Source organism: Streptomyces sp. SCSIO 30461 (assembly GCF_037023745.1).
In the GTDB taxonomy this organism is placed as follows: Bacteria; Actinomycetota; Actinomycetes; order Streptomycetales; family Streptomycetaceae; genus Streptomyces.
Map to the genome: position 1 here is coordinate 8,020,760 of NZ_CP146101.1, position 26,739 is coordinate 8,047,498.

Below are 26,739 nucleotides of genomic sequence, written 5' to 3' on the forward strand. Positions count from 1 at the left end.
CGGAGGTTGGTTCCGATGGCCTCGCGCCTCAATCCGTATCTCAGCTTCAACGGCGACGCCCGGCAGGCGATGGAGTTCTACAAGGAGGTGCTCGGCGGCACGCTGGTGATGCACACCTATGGTGAGTCCGGAGGCGGCGAGCCCGGCACACCGCAGGGCGACAACATCATGCACGCCATGCTCGAGACCCCGAGCGGCTTCACACTGATGGGCGCCGACGCCCCGCCCGGGATGCCGCACACGGCGGGCAACAACTTCTCGGTGAGCCTGAGCGGCGACGACGCCGCCGAGCTGCGCGGCTACTGGGAGAAGCTGTCCGGCGCCGGCTCGGTGGCGGTACCGCTGGAGAAGCAGATGTGGGGCGATGTGTTCGGCATGTGCACGGACCGGTTCGGCATCCCGTGGATGGTCAACATCAGCGAGGGCTGACGCACCCGTCAGACATCTCGCGGGCCCTTGGGGGAGCAACGCCCCACCACCGTCCCGGCGCGGTCGATGCACACCACGTCGACCGTGACCGGGGCGCCCCGCAGCACCCCGAGGGCCTGGTCACGGGCGGTCGCCGCCACCAGGTCGCCCAGCGGGACACCCTGCGCCGCGCACAGTTGGAGCGCGGCGAGTCCGGTGTTGGCGGACGCCACCCGCGCCGCGAGCTCCTCGTCGGCTCCGGCGGCCCCGGCCAGCTCGGCCAGGAATGCCTTGTCGACCTGGGAGCGGGCGGAGTGCAGATCGAGATGGCCTGCCGCCAGCTTCGACAGCTTGGCGAAGCCCCCGCAGACGGTCAGCCGTTCGACAGGGTGACGGCGTACGTACTTGAGCACGGCGCCCGCGAAGTCCCCCATGTCGAGCAGGGCGTCCTCGGGGAGGTCGTACAGCGAGACCACGGTCTTCTCGGACGTGGAGCCCGTGCAGCCCGCCAGGTGCGTGCGGCCCGCCGCTCGCGCCACGTCCACACCACGGCGGATCGAGTCGATCCACGCCGAGCAGGAGTACGGCACGACGATCCCCGTGGTGCCCAGGATGGACAGCCCGCCCAGGATGCCGAGGCGCGGGTTCCAGGTGGAGCGGGCGATCTCCTCGCCGTGGTCGACGGAGACGGTGACCTCGACGTCACCGGTGCCGCCGTACCGGGCGGCGACGAGCGCGATGTGCTCGCGCATCATCCGACGTGGCACGGGGTTGATCGCGGGCTCACCGACATCGAGGGGCAACCCGGGGCGGGTGACGGTGCCCACGCCGGGTCCGGCGCGGAAGACCACCCCGGAGCCCGGCGGCAGGACGCGCACGGTCGCGCGGACCAGGGCGCCGTGGGTGACGTCGGGGTCGTCCCCCGCGTCCTTCACGACTCCCGCCATGGCGCGCCCGTCCACGAGCTCCTCGGCGGCGAGTGCGAACGCCGGGGACTGGCCCTTCGGCAGCGTGATCGTCACCGGGTCGGGGAAGTCACCGGTCAGCAGCGCGGAGTACGCGGCGGTCGTGGCGGCGGTCGCACAGGCACCGGTGGTCCAGCCGGGCCGCAGACCGGTGTGCTTGAGTTGGGCGCTGCGCCCTCCCACGGGCGCGGGTTCACTCATGGAGGTCCCCCGTGCACGTCCTGATCCTCGGCGGTACGACGGAGGCGCGTGCCCTCGCCGAGTCGCTGCACGCGCGCGGGGAGCGGGTGACCACCTCGCTCGCGGGCCGTGTCGCGGCTCCCCGGCTGCCCAGGGGCGAGGTGCGGATCGGCGGATTCGGCGGGGCGGAGGGCCTCGCCGCGTGGCTGCGGCAGCAGCGGGTGGAGGTGCTCATCGACGCCACCCATCCTTTCGCCGGGACCATCAGTTTCAACGCGGCGCGAGCCGCCGGCCAGGCCCATGTTCCCCTGCTCGCGCTGCGCCGCCCCGGCTGGGTCCCCGGCGAGGGCGACGACTGGCACCCGGTGGACTCGCTCACGCAGGCAGCGGACGCGCTGCCCGGACTGGGTGAGCGGGTCTTCCTCACCACGGGGCGTATGGGCCTCGCCTCCTTCGCCCACCTGGACACCTTGTGGTTCCTGATGCGCTCGGTGGACGCCCCTGAGCCCCCGTTCCCCGCCCGGATGGAGGTGCTGCTGGACCGGGGCCCGTTCACCCTGGAGTCCGAGCGGGAGCTGCTGGACCGCCACGGCATCGACGTCCTGGTCACCAAGGACAGCGGCGCGGCGGCGACGGCCCCCAAGCTGACCGCGGCCCGCGCGGCGGGCATCCCGGTGGTGCTGGTCCGCCGTCCACCGGCCCCCGATGGGGTGCCGGTGGCGACGACGGTGGAGGAGGCGGTGAGCCGGGTGTGTTCGGGCGGGCTCGGGTGAGAGGGCGCCGGTCGTGCGACCGGTCATGTCGCTACAGGTCCTGGCCGTACGAGTCCCGGCCCGGCCAGTCCCGGCCGGAGCGCCTGAACGCGGCGTCGCCGCACCCGGCACCGGACCTCAGCAGACGTGGCGTTCGCGGGCCGGGTCGTACAGGTGGCTGTCGCGGAACTGGGAAGCCCCCAGGGTGCGGCCCACGATGATCACCGCCGTCTTGGTGATGCCCGCCTCCTTCGTCTGCTCCGCGATGTCCTCCAGCGTGCCGCGCAGCACCACCTCGTCGGGGCGGCTCGCCATCGCGACGACCGCCGCGGGGCAGTCGGCGCCGTAGTGCGGCAGCAGCTCCGCCACGACCCGGTCGACATAGCGGGCCGCCAGGTGCAGCACGAGGAGGGCGCCGCTGCGGCCGAGGGTGGCGAGGTCCTCGCCCGGAGGCATGGGCGTGGCCTGCTGGGCGATGCGGGTAAGGATCACGGTCTGGCCGACGGTCGGCACGGTCAGTTCGCGCTTCAGCGCGGCGGCGGCCGCGGCGAAGGCGGGGACGCCGGGGACGACCTCGTACGGGATGCCCAGTGCGTCGAGCCGGCGCATCTGTTCGGCGACGGCGCTGAAGACCGAGGGGTCTCCCGAGTGCAGTCGCGCCACGTCGTGGCCCTGCTCGTGGGCGCGGACGATCTCGGCGATGATCCGGTCCAGGTCGAGCTGGGCGGTGTCGACCAGGCGGGCGTCCGGGGGGCACTCGGCCAGCAGCTCGCCGGGCACCAGGGAGCCGGCGTACAGGCAGACCCGGCAGGCGGCGAGTGTCCGTGCGCCGCGGAGCGTGATCAGGTCGGCCGCGCCGGGGCCCGCGCCGATGAAGTGGACGGTCATGAGGGTTCAGCTCCTGGCTTGGTGACGGTGACGGACCACTGGGTGACGGGCATCGCCTGGCGCCAGCCGGTGAACGTGCCGACGGGCACGGCGTGCGCCACAGCGAGTCGCACCAACTCGCCCCCGTGGCGCCGGTACCAGTCGGCGAGCAGCGCCTCGGACTCCAGCGTCACGGTGTTGGCGACCAGCCTGCCGCCCGCCGGGAGCGCGTCCCAGCAGGCTTCCAGCAGCCCGGGGGCGGTGAGCCCGCCGCCGATGAACACCGCGTCGGGGGCCGGCAGCCCGGCCAGCCCGGAGGGCGCGGAGGCGTTGACCACCCGCAGTCCCGGCACGCCGAGCGCCTCGGCGTTGCGGCCGATACGGGTGGCCCGCACCGGGTCGCGTTCGACCGTGATCGCCCGGCAGCCGCGGTGCGTACGCATCCACTCGACGGCGATCGAGCCGGAGCCGCCGCCGATGTCCCAGAGCAGCTCCCCTGGCGCGGGCGCGAGCGCCGCCAGGGTCGCGGCGCGCACATGGCGCTTGGTGAGCTGACCGTCGTTCTCATACGCCTCGTCCGGCAGTCCGGGCGCGGCCGACAGCCGCAGCACGCCGGGCGCGCGTACGCACTCGACGGCGACGATGTTGAGCGGGTCGCCCGGCGGGTGTTCCCAGCCGTCGGCGGAGCCGCTGACCTGGGCCTCGCGCGGGGAACCCAGTTGTTCCAGCACCCGCATCCGGCTGGGTCCGTAGCCGCGTTCGCGCAGCAGCCCGGCGACGTCGGCGGGAGTCGCGGCCCCTGCGCTGAGCACCAGCAGCCGCCGCCCGTGGTGCAGTGCGGCGGCGAGCGAGGCCAGGGGTCGGCCGACCAGGGTCACGGTCTCGGTGTCTTCCAGCGGCCAGCCGAGCCGGGCGCAGGCGTACGACACGGATGAAGGATGCGGCAGTACGCGCAGGGCGTCCGCGCCGAGCTCTTCGGCGAGCGCCCGGCCGATCCCGTAGAACATCGGGTCGCCGCTGGCGAGCACCGTGATCCGGCGCCCGGCGTGCGCGGCGAGCAGTCCAGGCACGGCGGGGCGCAGCGGCGAAGGCCACGGCACGCGCTCCCCGCCGCACTCGGCGGGCAGCAGCGCGAGCTGGCGCTCGCCCCCGATCAGCACCTCGGCTTCACGCAGGGCCGCCCGGGTCGCCTCGGGAAGCCCGCCCCAGCCGTCGGCGCCGATACCGGCGACCGCGACTTCGGCGGTGGGGCGGCGCTGGTGAAGGCGGGGGCCGGGGTCGGAGCTCACGGACGGGACTCTACTGTTCCGGGCTCGGGGCTCCGTACGGGTGTTCCCACCCACACTCGGGCGAAGGCCTTTGCCGGCTGACAGGCCCGCACCGGGACCGGGTATGGGAATGTGAGGGTATGAGGGAGCCCCGACCCGGAGGGAGCGTGGCGCATGACCGCCGCGCCTGCTGACTACACCGACGGCATCGATCCCGAGCGCGCCCTGAAGTACGCCATCCAGAAGCTCAAAGGCGACCGCGCGCAGATCATCGAAGGGATCATCGAGCACGTGTCACCCAGCTGGGACCACGAACGAGTCGCGAAGCTCGTACGCCGGCAGATCGAGGACCGCGTCGACGAACTCGGCTGCGTCGAGGGCTCCGGGAATCTGGACCTGCCGGGTTCGCAGAACTGGTACATCCCCGACATCGCCGTGGTGCCGGAAGAGCTCGCCAAGAGTGGCGGCGCGCTCGTGCCCGACCAAACGCTGCTGATTGTCGAGATCACCTCGAAGTCGAACGCCGAGACCGACCGTGTCGTCAAGCGCCGCCGGTATGCCGAATACGGCGCGCCGCTCTACCTCCTCGTCGACCGGGTCGAGCACAGCGTGACCCTCTTCTCGGAGCCCGGACGCCTCGGCTACACCCGGGTCGAGGGACCGCACCCTTTCGGCACACCGTTGCGTCTGCCCGCGCCCTTCGATCTGGAACTGGACACCGACGGTCTCTGACCCTCGCCCGCGCTCACTTCCTCGCGTGCTCCCCGACGTAGAAGAGGAGCCACACGAACCCGGCGAAGAGGTGCGTCGCGAAGACGTAGACGAAGACGCGCAGGGCGACACCGCGCTCCTTCCAGCGTTCGATGTCGCTCATCGGGGCCTCCTCAAGGCAAGAGACGGGACGCTTCAGAATACGGCGGAACAGAACCGGGGCCCTGCCACCCTAGCCGACAGTTTAAAATTCAACAAACTGTCGATGCCGGACCACTGGAGGCGAACGCGATGCAGTTCGGGATCTTCACCGTCGGTGACGTCACCACCGATCCCACCAACGGCCGCACCCCGAGCGAGCACGAGCGGATCAAGGCGACGGTGACCGGGCAGTGAGCCGGCCGGGCTGCCGGCCGCCCGCCCGCCCCGGGACGCCGACGACGCGGCAGCGCCCTCGGCGTCGGAATCCCACGCCGACGCCGAACTGGCCGAGTTCGAGCGGCAGATCGCCGGACTGCGCTTCGGCTGACCGGCCGCCTCGACCGACCAGCCGCCCGCTCCCGGCTACTTGCGGTTGTACAGACGCATCGTGACCGCACCGAAGACGGTCACGAACACCGCCGACCAGCCCAGCGTCCAGCCGATCTCCGCCGCCGGCCACTCACCCGCCATCAGCTCCCGTACCGCAGTGGCGAGGTGCGTGACCGGGCTGTTGTTGACGAACGCCTGCAACCAGCCCGGCATGGTCCGCGGGTCCACGAACACATTGCTGAGGAACGTCAGCGGGAAGATCACCATCATGCTGACGCCCATCACCGACTTCTCGGTGCGCAGCAGCAGCCCGAACATCGTCCAGATCCAGGAGAAGGCGAACGAGAACAGCATCAGCAGCGCGACGCCGAGCAGCACTCCCACCGGACCGCCGTCCGGCCGGTAGCCGATGAGCATGCCGACACTGAGCATCACCACCGAGGCGATGAAGTAGCGCACGAGATCGCCCAGCAGATAGCCGACCATGGGGGCCGGCCGCCAGATCGGCAGGGTGCGGAAGCGGTCGAAGACACCCTTCTCGATGTCGGCGTTGACCGCGACGCCGGTGTACATCGTGATCATCACGACGCTCATCACCAGGATTCCCGGCAGCAGGAACTGGATGTACGCATCCGCCGAACCGGCCAGCGCCCCTCCGAAGAGGTATGTGTACATCAGCACCATCATGATCGGGAACGCGGTGACGTCGAACAGCTGCTCAGGGACATGCTTGATCTTGAGCATGGCTCGCCAGCCGAAGGTGAGCGAGGCCGAGAGCGCGCTCGGCCGAGCGGGACGCTCCCTGCCTACGAGGAGGGCGGCAAGGTCCTCGGTCCTGGGGGCGGCGAAGGTGAGGTCGTCGGAGTCCTTGGGGGCCTTGGCGGCGACGGTACTCATGCGACGGCCTCCTTGCTGCCGGTGCTGTCCGTGCCGGTGAGGGCGAGGAAGACCTCGTCCAGGCTGGGCTGGCCCAGCGCGAAGGTGTCCACCGTGATCCCCGCCCTGGCCAGCTCCGAAAGCGCTCGGGCCGCCTGCTCCGCCGCGCCCTGCTCCGTACCGTGCCCGGCGACTCTTGCCGTGAGGGCGAGCGGGTCCGGATCGAGCTGTACGGGCGCGTCGAGCGCGAGAGCGAGGATGCGCCCGGCATCCCCGCGCTGGCCGGCGTCGCGCAGTCGCAGGTGCACGGCGCCGGAGCCGACGGACGCCTTGAGCTCCCCCTTGGTGCCTTCGGCGATCACCCTGCCATGGTCGATGACGGCGATCCTGGACGCCAGATGGTCGGCCTCGTCCAGGTACTGCGTGGTCAACAGCACCGTGGTGCCCTGCGAGACGACGGCCCTGACGATGTCCCACACCTGGTTGCGGCTGCGGGGGTCGAGGCCGGTGGTCGGCTCGTCGAGGAACAGCAGGTCCGGGGTGTTGAGGAGGGACGCGGCGATGTCGATCCTGCGCCGCATACCGCCCGAGTACTGCTTCACCTGCCGTCCCGCCGCCTCGGCGAGCCCGAATGCCTCCAGCAGCTGCGCGGCCCGCTCACGGGCGGCGGCCTTGCCGTGTCCCAGCAGCCTGCCGAGCAGCAGCAGGTTCTCGGTGCCGGTGAGGTCCTCGTCCACGGAAGCGTACTGCCCGGTGAGGCTGACCCGGCTGCGTACCGCGTCCGCTTCCGTCAGCACGTCCCTGCCGAACACCCGGGCCTGCCCCCCGTCCGGTCTGAGCAGGGTGGCCAGCACCTTCACGGTGGTGGTCTTGCCCGCGCCGTTCGGCCCGAGCAGTCCGTAGACCGTCCCGGCGGGCACCCGGAGGTCGACACCGTCGACGGCCCGGTTCTCCCCGAACGTCTTCACCAGGCCCGTCGTCTCGATCGCCAGATCTGTGGTCATTCGTCGTTCCTTTGTCATTGCCGTCCCTGCGATCCCTGCGGTGGCTCGCGTGTGCCGGATACAGACCGGTGCCGCCCCGAAAACTCATCGCCGGTGGGCAGGGGAGCGACGGGGAGCGGACGAATGCCGACACTCCATCACGAGAGACACGCCGGAACCATGTCTCTCACATAACGTTACAAATGATCATGGGGGGAGCGAGTGGCCACACGCCGCGCCGAGCTTGTACGAAGGTGCGCCCCGGCGCGACGAGGCGTACGGGCGCCGGCCGGGGCCGTCTCTACGCCAGCAGCAGGAACCGACCGGTGCACAGCGTCTCGTGGTTGGCGAACAGCCCTTCCAGCCGGACCGTGCGGTCCAGGTCGGCAGCCCACTCGGCATCCGGGAGATCCGCGTACGCGTCGCATCCGACGAGACGCGCCCGGACGGCCTGGGTGAGGATCCACCGGGCCTGCTCCTGCCCGTTCGACACGCGGCCCCACATACTCCGGGCCAGGATCCACAGGTCGTCGCCCCGGGCGCTGTCCGAGCCGGTGACGGCGATGACGGCGATGTCCCCGAGGCCGCGAGGGTCGCCGGACTGGGTGGTGTACGCGACGGTGAGGTCTTCGAGGGGGAAGAGCGTGACCCGGCTGCGGGCCTTGAGCTGTGTGGTGGGCACCGGCATGTCTCCCGTTCGGTGTGGTGTGGGCGGGCCGCCCGGACGAGGACGGCCCGCCCTGGGTGGTTCGGTCAGCAGCAGGGGCCGTCACCGCAGCATGTCGGCGGGTTGGGGGCGCCGTTGCAGTCGGCGGCCGTACCCCAGAGGCGCTCGTCGACCTCGAACCCGGCGTCGCGGATCCGCCTGGTGACGTCGGCCATCAGGCCGTGGGTGCGCGTGCCGACCCCCGTGCCGTCATGCACTCGCGGGCTCACTGGCCCGCTCCGTCCCGGTCGGTCTCTGGCTGGATGCCCGACCGGGGCGGCGTCTGTGGCCCGTCTGCCGCCGCTCCCGCCGTCGGTGGGCGGCAGGCGGGAATCTCAGGGGTTGCCGACGCCGCTCATGTCCCGTCCGCGGCGGCGCAGAGGCTCTCGTAGTGGTCGCACAGCGCCAGCACGGACGTCGCGACCTTCCGCGCGTGCCGACGCACAGCCGCGGGCCCGATCCCGGGCGGCGTGGTCACCCGCACGCACGCCCCGTCCACGGCGGTTTGCGCCACCTGCGCGGGCACGTCACCCAATGGGGCACGGCGGATCAACGCCTGCACCTCGGGGACCATGAGATACACGAACCCGCACATCGCAGGGACGAGTTCCGCGGATGTGGTCTCCTCGTCGGCCATCACCTGGCGGGCGATGTCCCGCATGGTGACGAGGTCCGGCGGCGCAGACTCTGCACTCGTGGTGACTTCCATGTCACCGACGGTAGAAGGAATGGAAGAGGGTCGGGCGCACAAAATGTGCAGCCTCGTCAGGCGGCGAGTAGCCCCAGTTTCACTGCCAGGTCAGACGCCCGGCGGCGCCGTGCGGGGCTCTTCGCCTGCGTCTCCTCCAGCACGATGCGCTTCGCGTACCCGTTGTACTTGATGGTCTCCGGGGCCGCCTCATGCGCCTGCGCGAGCGTCGCCAGCGCCACGTCCGGCTGCCCGTCCAGCTGATAACCGCGCGCCTCTTCGATCCGGTGCCGGGCACGGCGCGGCCGGGACGGGATAGTCGACGCGTCCGCCCGCGCAGCCTGTCGCACCGACTCCCCACCCGCATGCAGTTCCACAGCCACCGTCACCGCGTGGGCGCCGATGATGGCCCGTGAGAAGCTCGTGATCGGGTGGTAGTAGTCCACGGGCAACCGTCCGGCCATATCCCCGGCGGTGTCCCAGTAACGCCACGCCGCCCCTGTGTCTCCTCGGCGGGCGGCCGTGTACCCGGCCTCGAAGGTGAGCGCGCCGGCAACGGCGAGGACATCGTCGCTCGCTTCGGGCAGTAGCGGCTCAAGATACGCAAGGGTCTCCAGGTTGACGGCGTCGGCAGCGTCGAAGCGCGCAGGCCCAGAGTCACGGTGAGCCTGCGTCACCAGCCACGCGGCCACGCCGATGGCATGCGGGTCCTCGGACTCCTGCGCGGCGACCATGCCCCGCTCGGCGACGCGCCACAGCAGCGCCGCGTCCGGTTGGTAGGCCACGAAGAACTGCGACAGCGAGTACACCTCGGCGAGCGCGGACTGCGAAGCACGGCGGTCGCCCGCACTGTCAGCCTGCCGTACGGCGAGCTGCGCGTCCCGGATCAGATCAGGCAGCAGCGCGCCGACCACTTCCCTGTGGTTCGGCGCGGAGTGCCGGGCCGCCCATGCTCGGGCCAGACGCGCCTGGAGGTGCTCCGCCGACGGAGCCTCCCGCACCCCGGTCAGAGGGAATGTGTTCACAGCGTCCTGGACAGCGGCGAGCCGCGGGTGTCCAGGGCCGGTGAAGAGGCTGACGTGCGCGGACTGGTCCCCCGTGAGGTCGGCAAGGTCCCGGACACGCAGGATCTCGGCCATCCGCAACACGACCTCAAGGCGCGGAACTTTCAGTCGGCCTTCCTCGATTGCGCGGACCCACGATGCCGACTTGCCCATGAGCCCGCCGAAAGCCTCGCGGGTCATGCCGCGTCGGGACCGAAGGATCTTGGCCCTTTGCCCGAAGCGAATCGGGTCGGCGTACGGGTCCGGGGTAGCGTCGGGTGACACGGCCTTGCCCCTTCCTTGCAGCTTGTCACTGACAGGGTATGGGCGAGGCCCTTGTCATGTGAGTGGGTTCACCATCCTCACGGGCATGACGGAATGGCCCTCCGACCGAAGGCCAGGTGCGTGACCAGCTTGCCCGGGATGCGCGCTAGTCTGCGGACCGAGGGGGCGCGATGACGAAAAAGCCCGACGGATGGAATGACCCGCGATGGCGTCTGCTCCTTGTCGTTCCGTTGTTGATCTATGTGGTCGTGGAAGACGACGCGATCATTCGCGGGCTTCTGGCTTCGGCGCTCGCACTCGGAGCCTTCCAGTACGGGTGGGAGATGGCGAAGCGGGCCCAAGCCAAGGCTGCCGAGATCTCTGACAGCGACGTCTGACACCAACAACAGCACACAGACGGACTACCGATCGACAAACGGCACACTCGCGGAGAGCGCAGTACCCGCCGACGCCAACAAGGATTCCCGACCGACCTGTTCTCTGAAGGCTTTCGTGTTGGTCGAATCCGCCCGGTGAGCCCAGCAGCACGATGACGGCCTGCACAACCCACCGGGGTCGCACGGCCGTCTTCACGCCGGGCCCGTCCCTGCCGAAGGCGCCCGGATCCGGGCGAGGGGGCATCGGCGCGGTGCGGGCTCAGTCCTCGTGCGTGTAGAAGAAGTAGAACGTGACGATGAGCGTGCCGACCGCCAGCGCCAGGGACAGCACCGTCACGGTGAGGACGCTGCGCCCGCTCAGGCTGTACAGATAGCCGACCGAGATCCCCACGAGTGCCGCGTACGCAGCCGCGCGGAGCTCGCGCGGCAGGGCGGACTGGTAGCGGCCCAGCAGGAAGCACAGTGCGGCGAACACCGCGCCCGAGACGAAGCCGATCACCAGCTGGCCGCCGACGGACTCACCCGCCTCGCGCGCCATGAAGGACGTGTAGAAGCCGTAGGCGACGCCGAGAGTGAGAGGCAGCGCCCATCCGAGAGTGCTGTGGTGGTGCCGCGCCGGCACCGCTGCGTGTGCGGCCATGGCCGAACTCCTTCCGCTCCCCGGTCCCGCCCCCGGTCTCTTGTTCGATTCCCGCCGTATCCCCTTGTCCCCACTACCGTCTGCCCGCACGACCGGAGCGGCAAGTGGAACAGCGCATCCCCCGAATGGCTCAACCTGAATGCCCCGCATGTCGCAGATATACCCCTTTCGCCGCATGCTGGCGCCATGAGCCAGAACACTGCACCCCAGAACGAGACCTCCCCCCGGAACCCCAGGCCGGGCACCACCAAGGAAGCCTGGTCAGGCGGCGGCACACTGTTCGCCGGCGTGCTGCTCTCGGTGCTCGGCATCATCGGCATCATCGAGGGCATCGCCGCGATAGCCGAGGACACCGTCTACGCCCGCGTCGGCGGCTACATCTACTCCTTCAACCTCACGGGCTGGGGCTGGATCCATCTGATCCTCGGAATCATCCTCGCCGTGACGGGCTGGGGAATCCTCAAGAACGCCGAGTGGGCCAAGGTCACCGGCATCGCTCTGGCGTCGCTGAACATCATCGCGCAGTTCCTGTTCCTGCCGTACCAGCCGGTCTGGGCGATCGTCTCCATGGCCATCTCGGTCTTCGTGATCTGGGCGCTGGCACACGAAAGGTCGCACACGACGGCAACCACCTGACCCCGCTGCCGTGAACACCACACCCGCCCCGGTCGTACCCCCGTACGGCCGGGGCGGGCGCGTGCCCTATGCCCGATCCGACAGCAGATCGAACTCCTGTGCGTCACGGGACGAGAAGATACGGATCTGCCGCGGATGCGCCCTGCGCAACGCGATCAGCCGATCCATCTGGTCGAGCCTCAGCCGATGGTCGTCCGCCATCATCCGCTGATGCAGAGCCAGCGGGCGCGGGCAGCGCCGGCGCCTGAGGTCGATCTCGCCGTGGAAGGCGTAAGCATCGCCCGCGTGCAGCAGCCAGCGGTTCTGCTGCTGGACCGCCACGGCGCAGTGGCCGCGGGTGTGGCCGGGCAGCGGCACCAGCAGGATGTCCGGGGCACGCATCACCCTGGACGCGGGGAAGCCGAACCACATCGAGTCGGCGGTGTCGTGGATGACCCAGTCGACGCCATGGGCCCACTGGTCCGGAACGTACCGCCCGGCCTCAAGCCTGGTGTCGCGGCGCATCGCCGAGCGGTACTCGTCGGCCATGACGTGCACCCTGGCGTGCGGGAAGTCGGCGAGCCCCCCGGCGTGGTCCGGATCGAGGTGGGTCAGCACGATGTCCTGGACGTCGTACGGGTCGTAGCCGAGCGCCCGCACCTGGTGGACCGCCGTGCGCGACAGGTCGAGCTCGGGACGCATCGTGTGGCGGAACAGCCCGCCGAGCCGCCGTGGGTCCGACACCTCGGCCGCGCCGAGGCCGGTGTCGACCAGCACCAGACCGCTGCCGGTGGCTATCAGCAGGCAGTGCGAGACGAGGGGGATGCCGCCGATGGGGCGCATGGGTCCGCAGTCGAGATGGTGCACGGTCAGGGACGAGCGCCGCTGCCGAAGGGTGGTGGTGCTCACGGACATATGGGTCTCCTGCGGCCAGGGGGAGACCCGGCGAGGGGCCGGGCTGGGAGAAAACGGCGGGGAGGCGACGGCGGGAAGGGAGGATGGTGACCGTACGGATACGACGTGCGGGTGAACCGCTACGGCGGCTTACACCGTAAGTACGTGACAGGAGCGAAGCACCTACGCTGTAAGCCGTCAAGCGTTACCGCGCGTAGCCACCCGAAAGAGAGTGACCGCCATGGCGCAGGAACCTCGACGTGAACTCCCGCCCCACCGAGAACCGTTGACACGGGAGAGAATCGTCGCGGCCGCGCTGGTGATCATCGACGAGGAGGGCGTGGACGGTCTGTCCATGCGGCGCATCGCGGCCAGGCTCGGGGTACAGGCGATGTCGCTCTACAACCATGTGCAGGGCAAGGCCGACATCCTCGACGGCGTCACCGAATACATCACGGACCGGATGCGTATGCCGACCCGGATGAGCGGCGGCTGGGAGGAGGGCGTGCGCACCCTCTCGCACGCGTTCCGCAAGGCGGCGATGCGCCACCCGCGCGCCGGCGAGCTGGCCCTGACCCGCCAGCTCTCCACCCCTACCGCGCTGGCACCGGTCGACACCATGCTCGCGATGCTGCTCGACCACGGCTTCGACGAGGGCACCGCCGTGCATGTACTGCGGCTGTTCGTCTCGTTCCAGGTCGGCTCACTGCTGCGGGAGATCCATACGGCGCCCCCCGCCCAGAGCCCCGGCCAGGACCGCGACCTCGCCGAGGTCGAGCGAGCAAGGACCGCCTACTTCGCGGAGGCCGGGTTCCCCGCGGTCGCCAAGGTCGCGCCGATCCTCGCGGTCAACGACCACGACGCGGAGTTCGCGTTCGGAGTCGAACTACTGATCGACGCCCTGCGGAGGCTGGCACCCGCCCAGGGCACGGCGGGCGCGCACACCTCCCGGTAGGGCTCCGCAGACTGCGGTACGCGGTTACGCCAGGGCACCGTTCGCCTGCGGGGCGGACAGTGCCGGTCCAGGCGACGAGGTGCCGGCGGATCATGCCGGACAGGCCCTGGCCCACTCCGCCTCAACGGCGAAGTACCCCGCCCTCGGCGGGGATTCGACAGCGGCGGAGCGACAAGCCTGTCGTCCGCTCATGCGATCACGCGGACGGCTCTGGGGACGTCGGCGTGCAGCCGAGCGGCCAGGGACGTCGGGCCACGAGCTGTCGTCGGCGTCGGCACCCGCCGTACGACCGCAGCAAGCCGATCGAAACGGGCGACGAGGCGACGGCCGCGGGCAACGGCTGCAGGACCGCCACCCGCTCCTAGGGCGTGGTCAGGCAGTCCTGGCGGTGCTTTGCCAGCCGGCCTCACAGAGCCCTGCCAGGTCCGCGCCAATGCGCCAAGTGGCCGAATGCACGGCACCGGCGCACTCTGGGCCGTATGAGAACGTCTCGTGGCACTCGTGACCCCCAAGACACCCGTAGCCCCCGCAACGCACTCATCCGCAACGCACTCGTCGCCGCCGCCCTCATCGCCGGCGTGCTCACCGGCTGCTCGTCAGACAACGGTGAGACCCCCGCGTCAGCGGCATCCAAGGCGAGCGACCTCATCGCGTCCGCCACCGCCAAGCTGTCCGACATCCAGGGCGGCTTCGACGTCACGGGCGATGTGAAGGCCGGCAGCACCAAGAACGAGGGCGGCCGGGCCGTCGCCGAGATCACCGCGACCAACAGCTCCAGCAGTACCGCGGACTTCACGGTCCAGGTGAACTTCAGGGACTCCGACGGCAATCTGCTCGACGCCGTGGTCGTGAACATCGACGATGTCCCGGCAGGCGGCACCAAGTCGGCCGACGCGCGCAGCAACCGCGATCTGTCGGGCACCCCGGTGGCCGAGATCGCCCGCGCCGTGCGGCACTGACGCCGGATCCCAGGCCCAGGCCCGCAACACCACGGCAGCTGACCGATGGTGGCGCCCCACAAGCGACCGAGCCCGCGTCCGACCCCACGGCGGCTGGCCCCGCCCCCTTGGCTGGTGCGCAGCCTGCGACCGCAGCCCACGCCCATCCCCTGGGCCGCCGTGGGGCGCGCCTCCATCGGGATGTCCGCCCCGCTCGCGATCGGTTTCGCCACCGGGCAGGTGGCGTACGGGGCGCTGGTGGCGATGGGCGCGCTGTCCGGGGTGATCGGCGACACCGCCGACGCGTACCGGATGCGGGTGTTCAACATCGCCGTGCCGCAGGTGTTCGGCGCGGTCGGCGTCACCGTCGGCACCCTGGTGTACGGCCGGGGCTGGCTCGCGGTCGGCGTGCTCACCCTGGTCGCGTTGGTGTCCGGGATGGTCTCCTCGATCGGCGCGGTCGCCTCCGTATCCGGACTGCTGCTCCTGCTCGACGCCGTGATCGGCGCCGGGCTCCCGCTGCCCAGCCCGTGGTGGACGGCGCCGCTGCTGCTGAGCGTCGGCGGTCTGTTCGTCCTCGCACTCGCCCTGCTCGGCTGGCCGCTGCGCGGCGGGGTGCCGGAGCGCGCCGCGGTGGCCGGTGCCTATCGCGCCGCGGCCGACCAGCTCGCCGCCTCGGGCGACCCCGCGGGCGACGACGCATACGACGCCCGGCGGCACGCGGTGACCAACGCGCTCAACACCTCGTACGACCTCGTGCTCGGCCGCCGTACGCGCGACCACGGGCACAATCCGTCGCTGGTGCGGCTGCTAGCCCAGCTCAACGCGCTGATCCCGGTGGTCGAAGCCGCCCCGGCGGCCCGTTTCGCGGGGCACCCGTTGCCCGCCGAGGTACCCGCCGCCGTACGCTCCCTCGCGGACGACGTCGAACGGGGCCGCCGGACCGGCGCCCTGCCCCTTGAACTGCCGCCTCCGCACACCCCGTCCGAGCGTGCCGTCGACGACGCCGTACGGCACGCGGCCGTGGTCGTGCACGAGGCCGACATCGATCCGTCCCGGGCCGAGCAGCACCTCGGGAACCTCGACCGGCTGGGCCGTCCCGCCGCCCTCGGGGTCCGGGCCAGGCGTGCCACCCGCTACATGCTGCTGTCGGATGCCTCCTGGCGCTACGGTCTGCGGCTCGCGCTCTGCATCGGCCTGGCCCAGGCCCTGGTCTCCCTGGTGGCGCTGGACCGCTCGTACTGGGTGGCGCTCACCGTCACCTTCGTCCTCAAACCGGACTTCGGCTCGGTCTTCTCGCGCGCGGTGCTGCGCGCGGTGGGCACCGCGGCAGGCCTCGTGGTCGCGACGCTGGTGCTCGCCGAGGTACCTCGCGGCTGGGCGTATGTGCCGGTGATGATGGTGCTGGCCGCGCTGATCCCCGCGTTCACGGTCAAGGGCTACGCCTTCCAGACCGCGGCGATCACCCCCGCCATCCTGCTGGTGTCCGACCTGCTCAACCACGAAGGCACCCGTCTGCTGGTGCCCCGCCTGGTGGACAGCCTGATCGGCTGCGCGATAGCGCTGCTGGCGGGATACCTGCTGTGGCCGGAGAGCTGGCACACCCGGGTCGGCGACCGGCTCGCGGACGCGGTCGACCAAGCGGCGCACTATGTGGAGCAGTCGTTCGCGCCCGCAGCCGATCCGGGCGCGCAGGAACGCTCACGGCGCTGCCTGTACCGCGATCTGTCGGATGTCCGCTGCGAGTTCCAACGCGCCCTCACCGAACCCCCGCCGACCGGCACCCGCGCCGCCGCCTGGTGGCCGCTTGCGGTCGCCGTGGAGCGGGTCGCCGACGCGACGACGGCCGCCAGGGTACGGGTGCGCCACGGCGCCACGGCCCCGGCGCCCGACGAGGTCACGCCCATCGTGCACGAGCTGCGGGAACTGGCGGCGGGCCTGCGGGCCAGCGACGAACTGCACGAGGTCAGGGCCAATCTGCGCGGCTGCGAGCAGAGCGTGCTCTCGCCGCTCAGGCACGAGGTGACGGCGGCCCGCGCCATCACCTCGCCGCGGACCTGATCCACCTGGGTGGGCATCAGTGGCCCTCCGTCGGGAGGTCGGTGGCCGCCCCGGAGGGCGGATGGCATCGCGGCACCGGACCCGTCGCGGCTCGGTCCAGACGATGGCGGCCAACCTGGTCGGCATGAACGCGCCGTCCCCGGTGTACCGGCATTCGCTCACCGCGTCGGCGCGCCCCATGGCCAGTGCGCTTCGACGGCATGGCGGAGCCCGAGAACTCCTGGAACAGGCAACCCGTCTCAGTGTCTGACGGCACCTACCCCTGGCGGCCCTGCAACCGGTCCATCTCGCGCCGGTCCCGCTTCGTCGGGCGGCCCGCGCCCCGGTCCCGTACGCCCGTCGGGGCCGCGAACTCGCGCGGCGGGGGCGGCGGGGTGTTGTCCACGTAGCACTGCACCGCCGCCGGAGCGCCGACGCGCTTGCGGATCAGTCGGGAGACGACCACGATCCGCTCGTGGCCGGCGTGGAACAGCCGCACCTCGTCGCCGGGCCGCAGGCTCTGCGCCGGTTTGACGCGTTCGCCGTTCACCCGGACATGGCCACCGCGGCAGGCGGTCGCCGCCTGTGAACGGGTCTTGGTGAGCCGTACGGACCAGATCCAGCTGTCCACCCGTACCGCGCCGCCGCCACCGGTCCCGTCGTCGTCAGCCATGCGTCCGACTCTACGCCGTCGGAAGGCGTGGGCCAGGGGCCCGGCGGGAGCTGCCGGGCCCCTGGGTCCTTGGGGTGGTGGGGTCAGACGCCGATGTCGCGGCCGTCCCTGCGGTACACCGCGACGACCGCCGGGCGGACCAGCTTGCCCGGTCCGTCCGGCCACACCGACCCGGGCTTCTCGACCGTCGCGCCGTCGATCTCGCCGGGGTGCTGGACGGCGACGATGACACGGCGGTCCTGGATGATCGGGCCGCAGGTCTCCGCGCCCCTCGGCACCGTGAGGAACTGCTTCAGCTCACCGCGCCGCTCGCCCCTCGTGGCCACGCCGAACAGGCCGTCGTGGGAGCCGAGTTGGTTGCCGTCGGTGGAGATCCACAGGTTGCCGTGCGGGTCGAAGGCCACGTTGTCCGGGCAGGAGATCGGGCTGACCGCGTCCTTCGGGTAGCCCGCGAAGTACGTGGCCGGGTCCTCCGGGTCGCCCGCGACCAGGAAGAGGCGCCAGGCGAAGCCGTCGCCCGCCGGGTCGTCCCAGTGCTCGGCGAGTTCCAGGATCTGGCCGTGCTTGTTGAGGTTGCGCGGGTTGGCCTCGTCCGCGCCCGGCTTGCCCGTCTTGCCGCGGTCGGAGTTGTTGGTGAGCGCCACGTAGACCCGGCCGGTGCGGGGGCTGGGCTCCACGTCCTCGGGGCGGTCCATCTTGGTCGCGCCGACCTTGTCGGCGGCGAGCCGGGTGAAGACGTAGACCTCTTCCGCGGTCATGCCCTCGACATGCGAGACATCCCCGGTGGCCAGCGGGATCCACACGCCGCTGCCGTCGAACTCGCCGTCGTTCGGGAGCTTTCCGGTGCCGTCGATCTCAGCGGCCGGGCTGTCGCCGCTGAGCTTGGCCACATACAGGGTGCCCTCGTCCAGCAGCGTCAGGTTGTGCCGGTGGGCGGCCCGTGAACCGCCCTTCCTCATCCGCTTCGAGGAGACGAACTTGTAGAAGTAGTCGAAGCGCTCGTCATCGCCCATGTAGACGACGGGGCGGCCGTCGCGGGTGAGGCGCGGCTGGGCGGCCTCGTGCTTGAAGCGGCCGAGCGCGGTGCGCTTGCGGGGCGTCGAGTCCGGGTCGTACGGGTCGAGTTCCACGACCCAGCCGAATCGATGGGACTCGTTGGGCTCCTGGGCTACGTCGAAACGCTTGTCGAACCGCTCCCACTTGCGCTCGGTGGCGGAGGCGCCGATGCCGTAGCGTTTGTCGGTCGCGCTGGAGCCGTTGGCGAAGTACTGGTTGAAGTTCTCCTCGCCGTGCAGCGTGGTGCCCCAGGGGGTGGTGCCGCCCGCGCAGTTGTTGAGGGTGCCGAGCACCTTGGTGCCGGTCGGGTCGGCGGAGGTCTTCAGCAGGTCGCTGCCGGCGGCCGGGCCGGTCAGGCGGAATTCCGAGGTCGCGGTGAGACGGCGGTTGAGGTGGTGCCGGGTGACGGGCGTGAGCTTGCCGCTCCTGCGCTCCTCCTGGACCACGACGACGGACAGGCCGTGCGCGGCCCAGGCGATCTCGACCTGTTCGCGGGTGGGGTTGGCCGGGTCGTAGCCCTTGAACATCAGGACTTCGTCGGTGTACTCGTGGTTGGCCACGAGCACCTGGCGGCCGTGCTCGCGCAGCGGCAGCAGGCTCAGGAAGTCGTTGTTGTAGCCGAACTGGCCGGCCTGCGCCCGCGCGCTCTGGCGATCGGGGTCGAAGACGGGTGCGCCGCGCAGAATGGGCTCACCCCAGCGGATGACGACGTTCTGGGCATATCCGGAGGGAACCGTCACCTGGTCGACGGTGTTGGGCTCGACGGGCGTGAAACGGAGACCGCGCGCCGCACCGCCGCGGGCAGCGCCCCGCCCCTTGGGCGTCGCACCAGCGGTGGCCGCGTGGGCCTCGGTGGCGCCCTGTGCGACGACGGCACCGGCCGTGGCGGTGGCCACGGTCACGACCGCGGCGGTGCGCATCACGGAACGGCGGGAGAGCGCGCCCGCGATGATGTCACCGGCGTACTCGTTGTCGCTGGTGTTCGGCACTTCTTGGAAGCAGGCGTCACCACAGCGGTAACGACAGGTGAGAGCGGACCGGCCGCCCGCGTGACCCGAGCTCAGCAGCGGCAGCAGTTTGCGCACTTCTTCCCCAATCCCCTTCGGCGCATCCTGCGCCGACATCGTGTCGGAATGTGTCCGGCCGTGACGCTAGGCGTACACGCGTTCACGCGGGCGGCGTCGAGGTGAACAGGGGATGAATGGGGACGGACTGAGGCGCTCTTGACACCGGAGGGGGTTGCCCACTTGCGAATCGGGCGGGGGCTAACCTTACGTGTCCGCCATGGCCAGGGATGCGGGCTGCCGCGCCGCCTGGTCGGGAATGGATCGCCCCAATTCACGCGAAAGGCCTCGCCCATGGGCATTCGGAGCTTGCTGCGCAAGGTGTTTGGACGCGAACGCACGGAATCGTCGTACCCATCACCCCTGTCGGCCCCGTCGGCCACGATTGCCCCGGCCACCACCCCGAGCGGCGTGCCGGCCCAGGCCGAACCCCCTGCCGGATCGGCGACTCCCGACGAACGCGCCGCCGATCTGGTGGCGGCGTCCTTCGACGGCGTCGCACCGGCGCCGCGGCCGACGATCCCGTCGGCCCGTACCAACACGGACGGGGCGGAGGCGGCGGAACCCGGGACCGCAGCGGCCACCGAGACCACCGAGGCCGCGGAAACCGCCGAGGCCGTCGGTACCGACGTGGCCCCCGGGGCCGTCGAGGCCGTCGCCGCGGCACCCGAGACGGCCGCGGACGTAGCTCCTGCCGCTAAAGCCGACGAGCCCACCGAAACCACCGAAACCACCGAGCCCGCCGAAGCCGGCACGAAGCCGGCATCCGAGGCTCCTGCCGAGACCGCCTCGGGCACCGAATCCCCCGTGCCGGCACCGGCCGCACCGGAGAGCGGTGCGGAGCCGGCCGTCGCCAGTGTGGCGGACGACGCCGACGGCCCCGGGACTGGAGCCGTCGCGGACGAGACGGTCGCCGCTGATGCGGACGCGGCCCCCGAGGCAGAGGCCCCCGCGGCCAACGCCGTGATCCCCGCGCAGGCCACCGCCCAGAGCCGCGCCGATGCCACCGGTTCGCCCGCGGCCGACGTGGTCCCCGCCGAGGAGGCCGCCGCGACCGCCGAGGCCGAAGGCACCACGGAGGCCGAAGACGCCACCGACGCCGAGCGCACGGAGGCGGCTCCTGTTCGGGAGAACCTCGCCGAGGAGACCGCGGCGGTCACCGCCGAGGAGACCGCCGCGACCGAGGCGGAAGCCGAGCCCGAGCCCGAACCCGCGATCGTCGCCGCCACTGCCGAAGTGCCCGCCGCAGCCCCCGCCACCAGCGCCACCGGCGCCACCGGCTCCGGCAAGGCCGCTCCCGCCGTCTCCATCGCCCGCCTCAAGTCGCAGGCCGCAGATCTCGCGGGCGCCTACAAGGCGGCCGGATCCGCGCTCAGGAGCGCCGGGGCCACCGGGGCGCGGGCCAAGGTGTACCTGGTGCTCGACCGGTCCGGGTCGATGCGGCCGTACTACAAGGACGGCAGCGCCCAGCATCTCGGCGAGCAGACGCTCGCGCTCGCAGCGCACCTCGACGAGGCGGCCTCCGTCCATGTCGTGTTCTTCTCGACCGACATCGACGGCACCGGGGAGCTGACGCTCAGCGAGTACGAGGGCCGGGTGGACGACCTCCACGCCGGGCTCGGACGCATGGGCCGCACCAGCTACCACCGGGCCGTCGAAGAGGTCGTGGCGCACCACGAGAAGTCCGAGGAAGCAGGCCTCCCGGCGCTCGTGGTGTTCCAGACCGACGGTCCCCCGGACGCCAGGCAGCCCGCCAAGCAGGCGCTGGCCGAGGTCGCGGGGAAGCCGTTCTTCTGGCAGTTCGTGGCGTTCGGCGAGTACGAGTCCAAGGGCTTTGACTTCCTGCGCAAGCTGGACGCGGACGAGTCGGTGGACGACGCCGGCTTCTTCCACGCCGGTCCCGACCCCCGCGAGCTCACCGACGGCGAGCTCTACCAGGGTCTGCTCGGCCGCTTCCCCGAGTGGCTGAAGAACCGCCAGGGCTGATCGACGATCAGCGGTACGCGGGCCCGGAGGGCAGGCTCACCAGCACCACGAGCCCGCCCTCCGGGCCCGCTTCGGCCGTCGCCGTGGACCATCGCGATACGGGTGCGGAGGTCGAGCCCGGTCCGATGAGGGCCGCCGTCACAGCACGTACCCCACACCCTGCACCGTACGGATCAGCCCCGGCCCCCCCAGCTTGGCCCGCAGCTTGCTCATGCACACCCGAACCGCCCCGGTGAACGGGTCGGCGTGCGCGTCCCACGCGCGCTCCAGGAGTTCCTCCGCCGAGACCACCGCCCCGTCCGCCTCAAGGAGCACCTGGAGCACCTGGAGCACCTGGAGCACCGTGAACTCCTTCGGGGACAGTTCCAGTACCCGCACGGCCCGTTCCCCTCCTGCCAGGCTGCCTTCAGACCCCCTCCAGCATCACCGACGGCGGTCTGTCGATCTTCGGCAGGTCGATAGGATTCCGGCCATGGCGGCCACTGGATCCGAGAAGCACGGGACGGGCGAAGGCGCGCGGGCCTACTACGTCACGACCCCCATCTACTACGTCAACGACGCTCCTCACCTGGGCCACGCCTACACGACCGTCGCGGGCGACGTGCTCACCCGCTGGCACCGCCAGCGCGGCGAGAGGGTGTGGTTCCTCACCGGCACGGACGAGCACGGCCAGAAGGTCATGCGCACCGCCGAGGCGAACGGCGTCACCCCGCAGCAGTGGTGCGACAAGCTCGTGGAGGAGGCGTGGAAGCCCCTCTGGGAGCACCTGGGGATCGCCAACGACGACTTCATCCGTACGACGGAGAAGCGGCACACCGACCGAGTCCAGGAGTTCGTGCAGGACCTGTACGACAAGGGCGAGATCTACAAGGGTGGGTACGAGGGCCCGTACTGCGTGGGCTGCGAGGAGTTCAAGCTCCCCGGCGAGCTGATCGACGGAGAGGCCCAGGGACCGTACGCGGGCCAGAAGCTGTGTCCTGTGCACAAGAAGCCGGTGGAGATCCTCAAGGAGGAGAACTACTTCTTCAAGCTCAGTGAGTACGGCCCGCGGCTGCTCGACTTCTACGAGGCCCACCCCGGCTTCATCCAGCCCGCGTCTGCCCGCAACGAAGTCGTGAACTTCGTCAGGCAGGGCATGCAGGACCTTTCCATCTCACGCTCCACGTTCGACTGGGGCGTCAAGGTGCCCTGGGACGAGAAGCACGTGATCTACGTGTGGATCGACGCCCTGCTGAACTACGCGACGGCCGTCGGCTACAACGAGAACCCGGCGAAGTTCGACTCGACCTTCCCGGCGGACGTGCATCTGATCGGCAAGGACATCCTGCGTTTCCACGCTGTCATCTGGCCCGCGATGCTGATGGCCCAGGGTCTTCCGGTCCCGGGGCGGGTCGCGGCCAACGGCTGGCTGATGGTCGGCGGCGAGAAGATGTCGAAGTCCAATCTGACCGGTATCAAGCCCCAGGACCTGACCTCGCAGTTCGGTGTGGACGCGTACCGCTGGTACTTCCTGCGGGCGATCGCGTTCGGCCAGGACGGCTCGTTCTCCTGGGAGGACTTCACCGCCCGCTACACCAGCGAGCTCGCGAACGACTACGGCAATCTGGCGTCCCGGGTCGCCGCGATGGTCGGCAAGTACTTCGGCGGGTCCCTGCCCGAGGCGGCGGCGAACGGCACGGCCGAGCAGGCGGTCCGGGACGGACTGGCGAAGGCGGTGGCCGAGGCGGACCGCCGGATCGGTGACGAACTGGACTTCCAGGGCGGCATCCTGGCGGTCTTCGACTTCGTGAAGCAGGTCAACGGCTACATCACGGAACAGGAGCCGTGGAAGGTCGCCAAGACCGCGTTCGACGACGACGCGGACGCGGTGGTGCGCGAGGAGGGCAGAGCCAGGCTCGCGACCATCCTCTACACGGCCGCCGAGTCGCTGCGCGCCGTCGCGGTGCTGTTGAACCCGGTGATGCCGGACACCTCGCGGATGCTGTGGGACTCGCTGGGCGCCGAGGCGTCGCTCGGGGCGCTGGCGGAGCAGCGGGTGCGGGATGCGGCGCGGTGGGGCGGGCTCCCGGCCGGCTCCACGGTCACCAAGGGAGCGGTGCTGTTCCCGAGGCTGGACGACGGCAGGGCGGAGAAGCCCGGGCAGTAGCTCCAGGGTCCGGCGGCCCCGACGGGGGGGTGTTCAGCGCGCCAGCGCGTCGATGTCCCCCATCACCACCACCGGCTTCCGCTCCGGGTCCAGCCAGCGCAGCAGCTCCCGCATGTGCTGCTGGTCCAGCGACACGCATGCCTGGGTGGGGCCGCCGTGGTCGACGTGGAACCAGACCCCGCCGCCCCGCTCCGAGCCCATGGGCCGCTGGACCACCCCGTCCTCCAGCGGACTGCGGCCCTCGTGGCGGTTGTAGTTGATCGCGACCACGTAGTCGAAGGACCCGGCGAGCGGCTCCCCGAGGAAGCCGCGGCCTGGCGCGTTGAACAGGGGGCTGCGGTGGTACGGCAGTCTGGTGCCCGGATCGGGCAGTCGGCCGCCCGAGTCGGTGAGTCCGAAGACCCCGATCGGTGAGCGCTTGTCCCCCGCCCAGTGCTCGTCGGTCCAGCCCTTCAGACCGTTGTGGGAGGGCCAGGTGTCGGAGACGCTCTGCCAGCCCTTGGCCGCGGACCACTCATACAGCTTGACCGTGGAGTACGGGGCGTTCCGGTCCTCGCCGGCGACCACCACGGCCTGGGTGGCGTCCTGCGGGATGAGCTCGCGGGTCTGCGTGCCGATCCCGGGGATGTCCGCGGGCGGTGCCACATCGGCCGCCACACTGCCGCCCGGTCCGCCCGCCGGGCGGGGCGGGGCGGCCACGGCCTGGGTCGGGGGCGCGGCCCGCGTGCAGCCTCCGAGCACGGCGACGAGCAGTACGGCGAGGAATCCGGCGAGGAGCGCCGGGAGGGCCGCCCGGGCTGCGACGGGCCCGGTCACGGCCGGGGCCCTCCCGGTCGGGGCCGCCTCCCCGGCCGACGCGGCCGGCGCGGTCGTGCTGACCGATGTGGTCGTTCTGGTCGTCAGTCTCGTCCGTACGGTGCTGAGCACGACGCGGTGTCCTCTCCGGTGCTGCGTCACCGGTGGTGCGTCACCGGCCCTGCCTTCCCTGGCCCTCTCTTCCCGTTCGGCGCGCGGGCGCCGGACGCCATGCCGCGAACGACACGGAAGGTACGTGAATTAGGCGAGAAGGCGGCGCAGGACTTGCGCGTGTGTCGGAACGTGGCAGGGGCCCGGAACCGTGTCGGTTCCGGGCCCCTGCCGTATCAGCCGCTAGTCGCGCGGCACTTCGCGTGTCACTCGCCCGACTTAGCCGGGGGCTTGCGCAGCGCGATGTTCAGCTCGCGCAGCCGCGCCTCCTCGACCTCGGCGGGCGCTCCCATCAGCAGGTCCTGGGCGTTCTGGTTGAGCGGGAAGGCGATGGTCTCGCGGATGTTGGGCTCGTCGGCCAGCAGCATCACGATGCGGTCGACGCCCGGCGCGATGCCGCCGTGCGGCGGGGCGCCGTACTGGAAGGCGCGCAGCATTCCGGCGAACTCGCGCTCCACGGTCTCCCGGTCGTAGCCGGCGATCTCGAAGGCCTTGAACATGATGTCGGGCTCATGGTTGCGGATCGCGCCGGAGGACAGCTCGACGCCGTTGCAGACGATGTCGTACTGCCAGCCGAGGATGTCCAGCGGGTCCTGGTTCTCCAGGGCCTCGAGGCCGCCCTGCGGCATGGAGAACGGGTTGTGCGAGAAGTCGATCTTTCCCGTGTCCGGGTCCTTCTCGTACATCGGGAAGTCCACGATCCAGCAGAACCGGAAGACGTTCTCCTCGAAGTGGCCCGAGCGGCGCGCGGCCTCGACCCGCACCGCGCCCATGATCCTGGAGACTTCGTCGAACTCGCCCGCGCCGAAGAACACCGCGTGCCCCGGGGCAAGGCCCAGACGCTCGGTGAGGACCTTGACGTTCTCCTCGGTGAGGAACTTGGCGATCGGACCGGACAGCGACCCGTCCTCGCCGACGCGCACCCAGGCCAGGCCCTTGGCGCCCTGCTCGACCGCGTAGTCGCCCAGCTGGTCGAAGAACTTGCGGGGCTGGTCCTGGACGGCGGGGACGGGCAGCGCGCGTACGTGCTTGCCCGCGAAGGCCTTGAACTCGGAGCCGTCGAAGACATCGGTGATGTCGACCAGCTCCAGCTGGGCCCGCAGGTCCGGCTTGTCGTTGCCGTACTTCAGCATCGACTCGCGGAACGGGATCCGCTGGAACGGCGACGTGACATGGCGGCCGCCGCCGAACTCCTCGAACAGCTCCGTCATCAGCCGCTCGATCGGCTGGAAGACGTCCTCCTGCTCGACGAAGCTCATCTCCACGTCGAGCTGGTAGAACTCGCCGGGCGAGCGGTCCGCGCGGGCGTCCTCGTCGCGGAAGCAGGGCGCGATCTGGAAGTAGCGGTCGAAGCCCGCGATCATCAGCAGCTGCTTGAACTGCTGCGGAGCCTGCGGCAGCGCGTAGAACTTGCCCGGGTTCAGCCGGGACGGCACCAGGAAGTCACGGGCGCCCTCGGGCGAGGTCGCGGTGAGGATCGGGGTGGCCATCTCGTTGAAGCCGAGGGCGGTCATCTTCTGCCGGATGGCGGCGATGACGGCGGTGCGCAGCATGATGTTGCGGTGCATCCGCTCGCGGCGCAGGTCCAGGAAGCGGTACTCAAGGCGCCGCTCCTCGTTGACGCCGTCATCCGTGTTGATCGTGAACGGCACCTGGGCGGAAGCGCCGAGCACCTCGACACCGGTGACCTCGATCTCGACCTCACCGGTCGGCAGGTCCGGGTTGACGTTCTCGGCGCCGCGGGCGGAGACCCTGCCGTCGACGCGGACGACCGACTCCTTGGTCAGGTGGCTCAGGGCCTCGTTGGCCGGGGTGCCGGGGCGGGCGACGAGCTGCGTGATGCCGTAGTGGTCACGGAGATCGATGAACAGGATGCCGCCCAGGTCTCGGCGATTGTGCAGCCAGCCGCTCAGCCGGACGTCGGTGCCGACGTCAGAGGCGCGGAGCTCGCCGCAGGTGTGGGACCTGTACCGATGCATCGTCGTTCATCCAGTCTTCGTCGCGAGGGGGTGTGGGCAGACCCACCCAGGTTACCGTCCGGCCCGTGCTCCCCCATGAGGGATCAGCACCGGCCCATGCGGGATCAGCACAGGCCACTCCACGCATAACGTGAATACAGTAGGAAA

General features: G+C 70.9%; 26 protein-coding genes and 1 pseudogene. 10 read left to right on the forward strand and 17 right to left on the reverse strand.

The features are described from left to right. Positions 1-15 precede the first annotated feature (15 nt). Positions 16-429 carry a VOC family protein gene (locus V1460_RS36060; protein ID WP_338677803.1) on the forward strand — a complete coding sequence of 138 codons (414 nt, stop codon included), beginning with the start codon at positions 16-18 and terminating at the stop codon, positions 427-429. Positions 430-437: 8 nt separating this feature from the next. Here the strand turns inward: V1460_RS36060 and V1460_RS36065 are convergent, their stop codons facing one another. Beyond that, positions 438-1,574: a cobalt-precorrin-5B (C(1))-methyltransferase gene (locus V1460_RS36065; RefSeq protein ID WP_338677804.1), complete on the reverse strand. Its 1,137-nt coding sequence runs from the start codon at positions 1,572-1,574 to the stop codon at positions 438-440. Between the two features lie 11 nt (positions 1,575-1,585). Between V1460_RS36065 and V1460_RS36070 the strand changes: the two genes are divergently transcribed. Then, positions 1,586-2,326 (forward strand): cobalt-precorrin-6A reductase, encoded by a 741-nt coding sequence (locus V1460_RS36070; RefSeq protein WP_338677805.1) that lies wholly within the window; start codon positions 1,586-1,588, stop codon positions 2,324-2,326. A gap of 117 nt (positions 2,327-2,443) precedes the next feature. Here V1460_RS36070 and cobM read toward each other — a convergent pair whose 3' ends face one another. Next, positions 2,444-3,193: a precorrin-4 C(11)-methyltransferase gene (gene cobM / locus V1460_RS36075; RefSeq protein ID WP_338677806.1), complete on the reverse strand. Its 750-nt coding sequence runs from the start codon at positions 3,191-3,193 to the stop codon at positions 2,444-2,446. Beyond that, a complete protein-coding gene (gene cbiE, locus V1460_RS36080) occupies positions 3,190-4,461 on the reverse strand; it encodes a precorrin-6y C5,15-methyltransferase (decarboxylating) subunit CbiE (protein WP_338677808.1) in 1,272 nt (423 codons plus the stop codon). The genes cobM and cbiE overlap by 4 nt, the downstream gene beginning before the upstream one ends. Before the next feature lie 153 nt (positions 4,462-4,614). Between cbiE and V1460_RS36085 the strand changes: the two genes are divergently transcribed. Beyond that, a complete protein-coding gene (locus V1460_RS36085) occupies positions 4,615-5,172 on the forward strand; it encodes a Uma2 family endonuclease (RefSeq protein ID WP_338677809.1) in 558 nt (185 codons plus the stop codon). 13 nt (positions 5,173-5,185) lie between these two features. On the opposite strand, the gene V1460_RS36090 is transcribed toward V1460_RS36085, so the two are convergent. The 7 genes from V1460_RS36090 to V1460_RS36120 form a co-directional block, all read right to left on the reverse strand. After that, entirely contained in the window at positions 5,186-5,314 is a 129-nt protein-coding gene (locus V1460_RS36090) for a DUF6126 family protein (RefSeq protein WP_338677810.1), read from the reverse strand. 401 nt (positions 5,315-5,715) lie between these two features. Further along, positions 5,716-6,579: an ABC transporter permease gene (locus V1460_RS36095; protein ID WP_338677811.1), complete on the reverse strand. Its 864-nt coding sequence runs from the start codon at positions 6,577-6,579 to the stop codon at positions 5,716-5,718. Next, on the reverse strand, positions 6,576-7,562 hold the full coding sequence (locus tag V1460_RS36100) for an ATP-binding cassette domain-containing protein (protein ID WP_338677812.1): 987 nt from the start codon (positions 7,560-7,562) through the stop codon (positions 6,576-6,578). Before V1460_RS36100 ends, V1460_RS36095 begins: the two co-directional genes overlap by 4 nt. Before the next feature lie 280 nt (positions 7,563-7,842). Next, entirely contained in the window at positions 7,843-8,223 is a 381-nt protein-coding gene (locus V1460_RS36105; protein WP_407077582.1) for a hypothetical protein, read from the reverse strand. Between the two features lie 71 nt (positions 8,224-8,294). Next, positions 8,295-8,477 (reverse strand): hypothetical protein, encoded by a 183-nt coding sequence (locus V1460_RS36110; protein ID WP_338678410.1) that lies wholly within the window; start codon positions 8,475-8,477, stop codon positions 8,295-8,297. A 125-nt stretch (positions 8,478-8,602) separates the two neighbouring features. Then, a complete protein-coding gene (locus tag V1460_RS36115) occupies positions 8,603-8,956 on the reverse strand; it encodes a DUF6415 family natural product biosynthesis protein (protein WP_338677814.1) in 354 nt (117 codons plus the stop codon). Positions 8,957-9,012: 56 nt separating this feature from the next. After that, positions 9,013-10,263, reverse strand: coding sequence for a helix-turn-helix transcriptional regulator (locus V1460_RS36120; protein WP_338677815.1), 1,251 nt, complete (start codon positions 10,261-10,263; stop codon positions 9,013-9,015). Positions 10,264-10,433: 170 nt separating this feature from the next. On the opposite strand from V1460_RS36120, the gene V1460_RS36125 reads away from it, so the two are divergent. Then, positions 10,434-10,640: a hypothetical protein gene (locus V1460_RS36125; RefSeq protein ID WP_338677816.1), complete on the forward strand. Its 207-nt coding sequence runs from the start codon at positions 10,434-10,436 to the stop codon at positions 10,638-10,640. 259 nt (positions 10,641-10,899) lie between these two features. On the opposite strand, the gene V1460_RS36130 is transcribed toward V1460_RS36125, so the two are convergent. After that, complete coding sequence (locus V1460_RS36130) at positions 10,900-11,280, reverse strand: hypothetical protein (protein WP_338677817.1); 381 nt, start codon at positions 11,278-11,280, stop codon at positions 10,900-10,902. Positions 11,281-11,466: 186 nt separating this feature from the next. On the opposite strand from V1460_RS36130, the gene V1460_RS36135 reads away from it, so the two are divergent. Then, complete coding sequence (locus tag V1460_RS36135; protein WP_338677818.1) at positions 11,467-11,916, forward strand: hypothetical protein; 450 nt, start codon at positions 11,467-11,469, stop codon at positions 11,914-11,916. A 66-nt stretch (positions 11,917-11,982) separates the two neighbouring features. Here V1460_RS36135 and V1460_RS36140 read toward each other — a convergent pair whose 3' ends face one another. Further along, positions 11,983-12,810 carry an MBL fold metallo-hydrolase gene (locus tag V1460_RS36140; RefSeq protein WP_338677819.1) on the reverse strand — a complete coding sequence of 276 codons (828 nt, stop codon included), beginning with the start codon at positions 12,808-12,810 and terminating at the stop codon, positions 11,983-11,985. A gap of 265 nt (positions 12,811-13,075) precedes the next feature. Here V1460_RS36140 and V1460_RS36145 point away from each other — a divergent pair, with 265 nt between their 5' ends. The 3 genes from V1460_RS36145 to V1460_RS36155 all read left to right on the forward strand — a co-directional run bounded on the left by V1460_RS36145 (position 13,076) and on the right by V1460_RS36155 (position 16,743). Further along, a complete protein-coding gene (locus V1460_RS36145; RefSeq protein ID WP_338677820.1) occupies positions 13,076-13,744 on the forward strand; it encodes a TetR/AcrR family transcriptional regulator C-terminal domain-containing protein in 669 nt (222 codons plus the stop codon). A 479-nt stretch (positions 13,745-14,223) separates the two neighbouring features. Further along, on the forward strand, positions 14,224-14,703 hold the full coding sequence (locus V1460_RS36150; protein ID WP_338677821.1) for an FxLYD domain-containing protein: 480 nt from the start codon (positions 14,224-14,226) through the stop codon (positions 14,701-14,703). 45 nt (positions 14,704-14,748) lie between these two features. Continuing rightward, positions 14,749-16,743, forward strand: coding sequence for an FUSC family protein (locus tag V1460_RS36155; RefSeq protein WP_338677822.1), 1,995 nt, complete (start codon positions 14,749-14,751; stop codon positions 16,741-16,743). Positions 16,744-16,999: 256 nt separating this feature from the next. On the opposite strand, the gene V1460_RS36160 is transcribed toward V1460_RS36155, so the two are convergent. Both V1460_RS36160 and V1460_RS36165 read right to left on the reverse strand, forming a co-directional pair. Continuing rightward, positions 17,000-17,482: an RNA-binding S4 domain-containing protein gene (locus V1460_RS36160; RefSeq protein WP_407077656.1), complete on the reverse strand. Its 483-nt coding sequence runs from the start codon at positions 17,480-17,482 to the stop codon at positions 17,000-17,002. Further along, positions 17,479-19,536: a PhoX family protein gene (locus V1460_RS36165; RefSeq protein WP_338678372.1), complete on the reverse strand. Its 2,058-nt coding sequence runs from the start codon at positions 19,534-19,536 to the stop codon at positions 17,479-17,481. Before V1460_RS36165 ends, V1460_RS36160 begins: the two co-directional genes overlap by 4 nt. A gap of 273 nt (positions 19,537-19,809) precedes the next feature. On the opposite strand from V1460_RS36165, the gene V1460_RS36170 reads away from it, so the two are divergent. Beyond that, positions 19,810-21,501 (forward strand): VWA domain-containing protein, encoded by a 1,692-nt coding sequence (locus V1460_RS36170; RefSeq protein ID WP_338677823.1) that lies wholly within the window; start codon positions 19,810-19,812, stop codon positions 21,499-21,501. A gap of 138 nt (positions 21,502-21,639) precedes the next feature. Here V1460_RS36170 and V1460_RS36175 read toward each other — a convergent pair. Continuing rightward, positions 21,640-21,876, reverse strand: a pseudogene (locus V1460_RS36175) (winged helix-turn-helix domain-containing protein); the annotation flags it as partial. 97 nt (positions 21,877-21,973) lie between these two features. Between V1460_RS36175 and metG the strand changes: the two are divergent. Next, complete coding sequence (metG, locus tag V1460_RS36180) at positions 21,974-23,647, forward strand: methionine--tRNA ligase (protein ID WP_338677824.1); 1,674 nt, start codon at positions 21,974-21,976, stop codon at positions 23,645-23,647. 33 nt (positions 23,648-23,680) lie between these two features. On the opposite strand, the gene V1460_RS36185 is transcribed toward metG, so the two are convergent. After that, entirely contained in the window at positions 23,681-24,463 is a 783-nt protein-coding gene (locus V1460_RS36185) for a L,D-transpeptidase family protein (RefSeq protein ID WP_338677825.1), read from the reverse strand. Between the two features lie 356 nt (positions 24,464-24,819). Then, positions 24,820-26,592 (reverse strand): aspartate--tRNA ligase, encoded by a 1,773-nt coding sequence (gene aspS, locus V1460_RS36190; protein WP_338677826.1) that lies wholly within the window; start codon positions 26,590-26,592, stop codon positions 24,820-24,822. Positions 26,593-26,739: the final 147 nt, after the last annotated feature.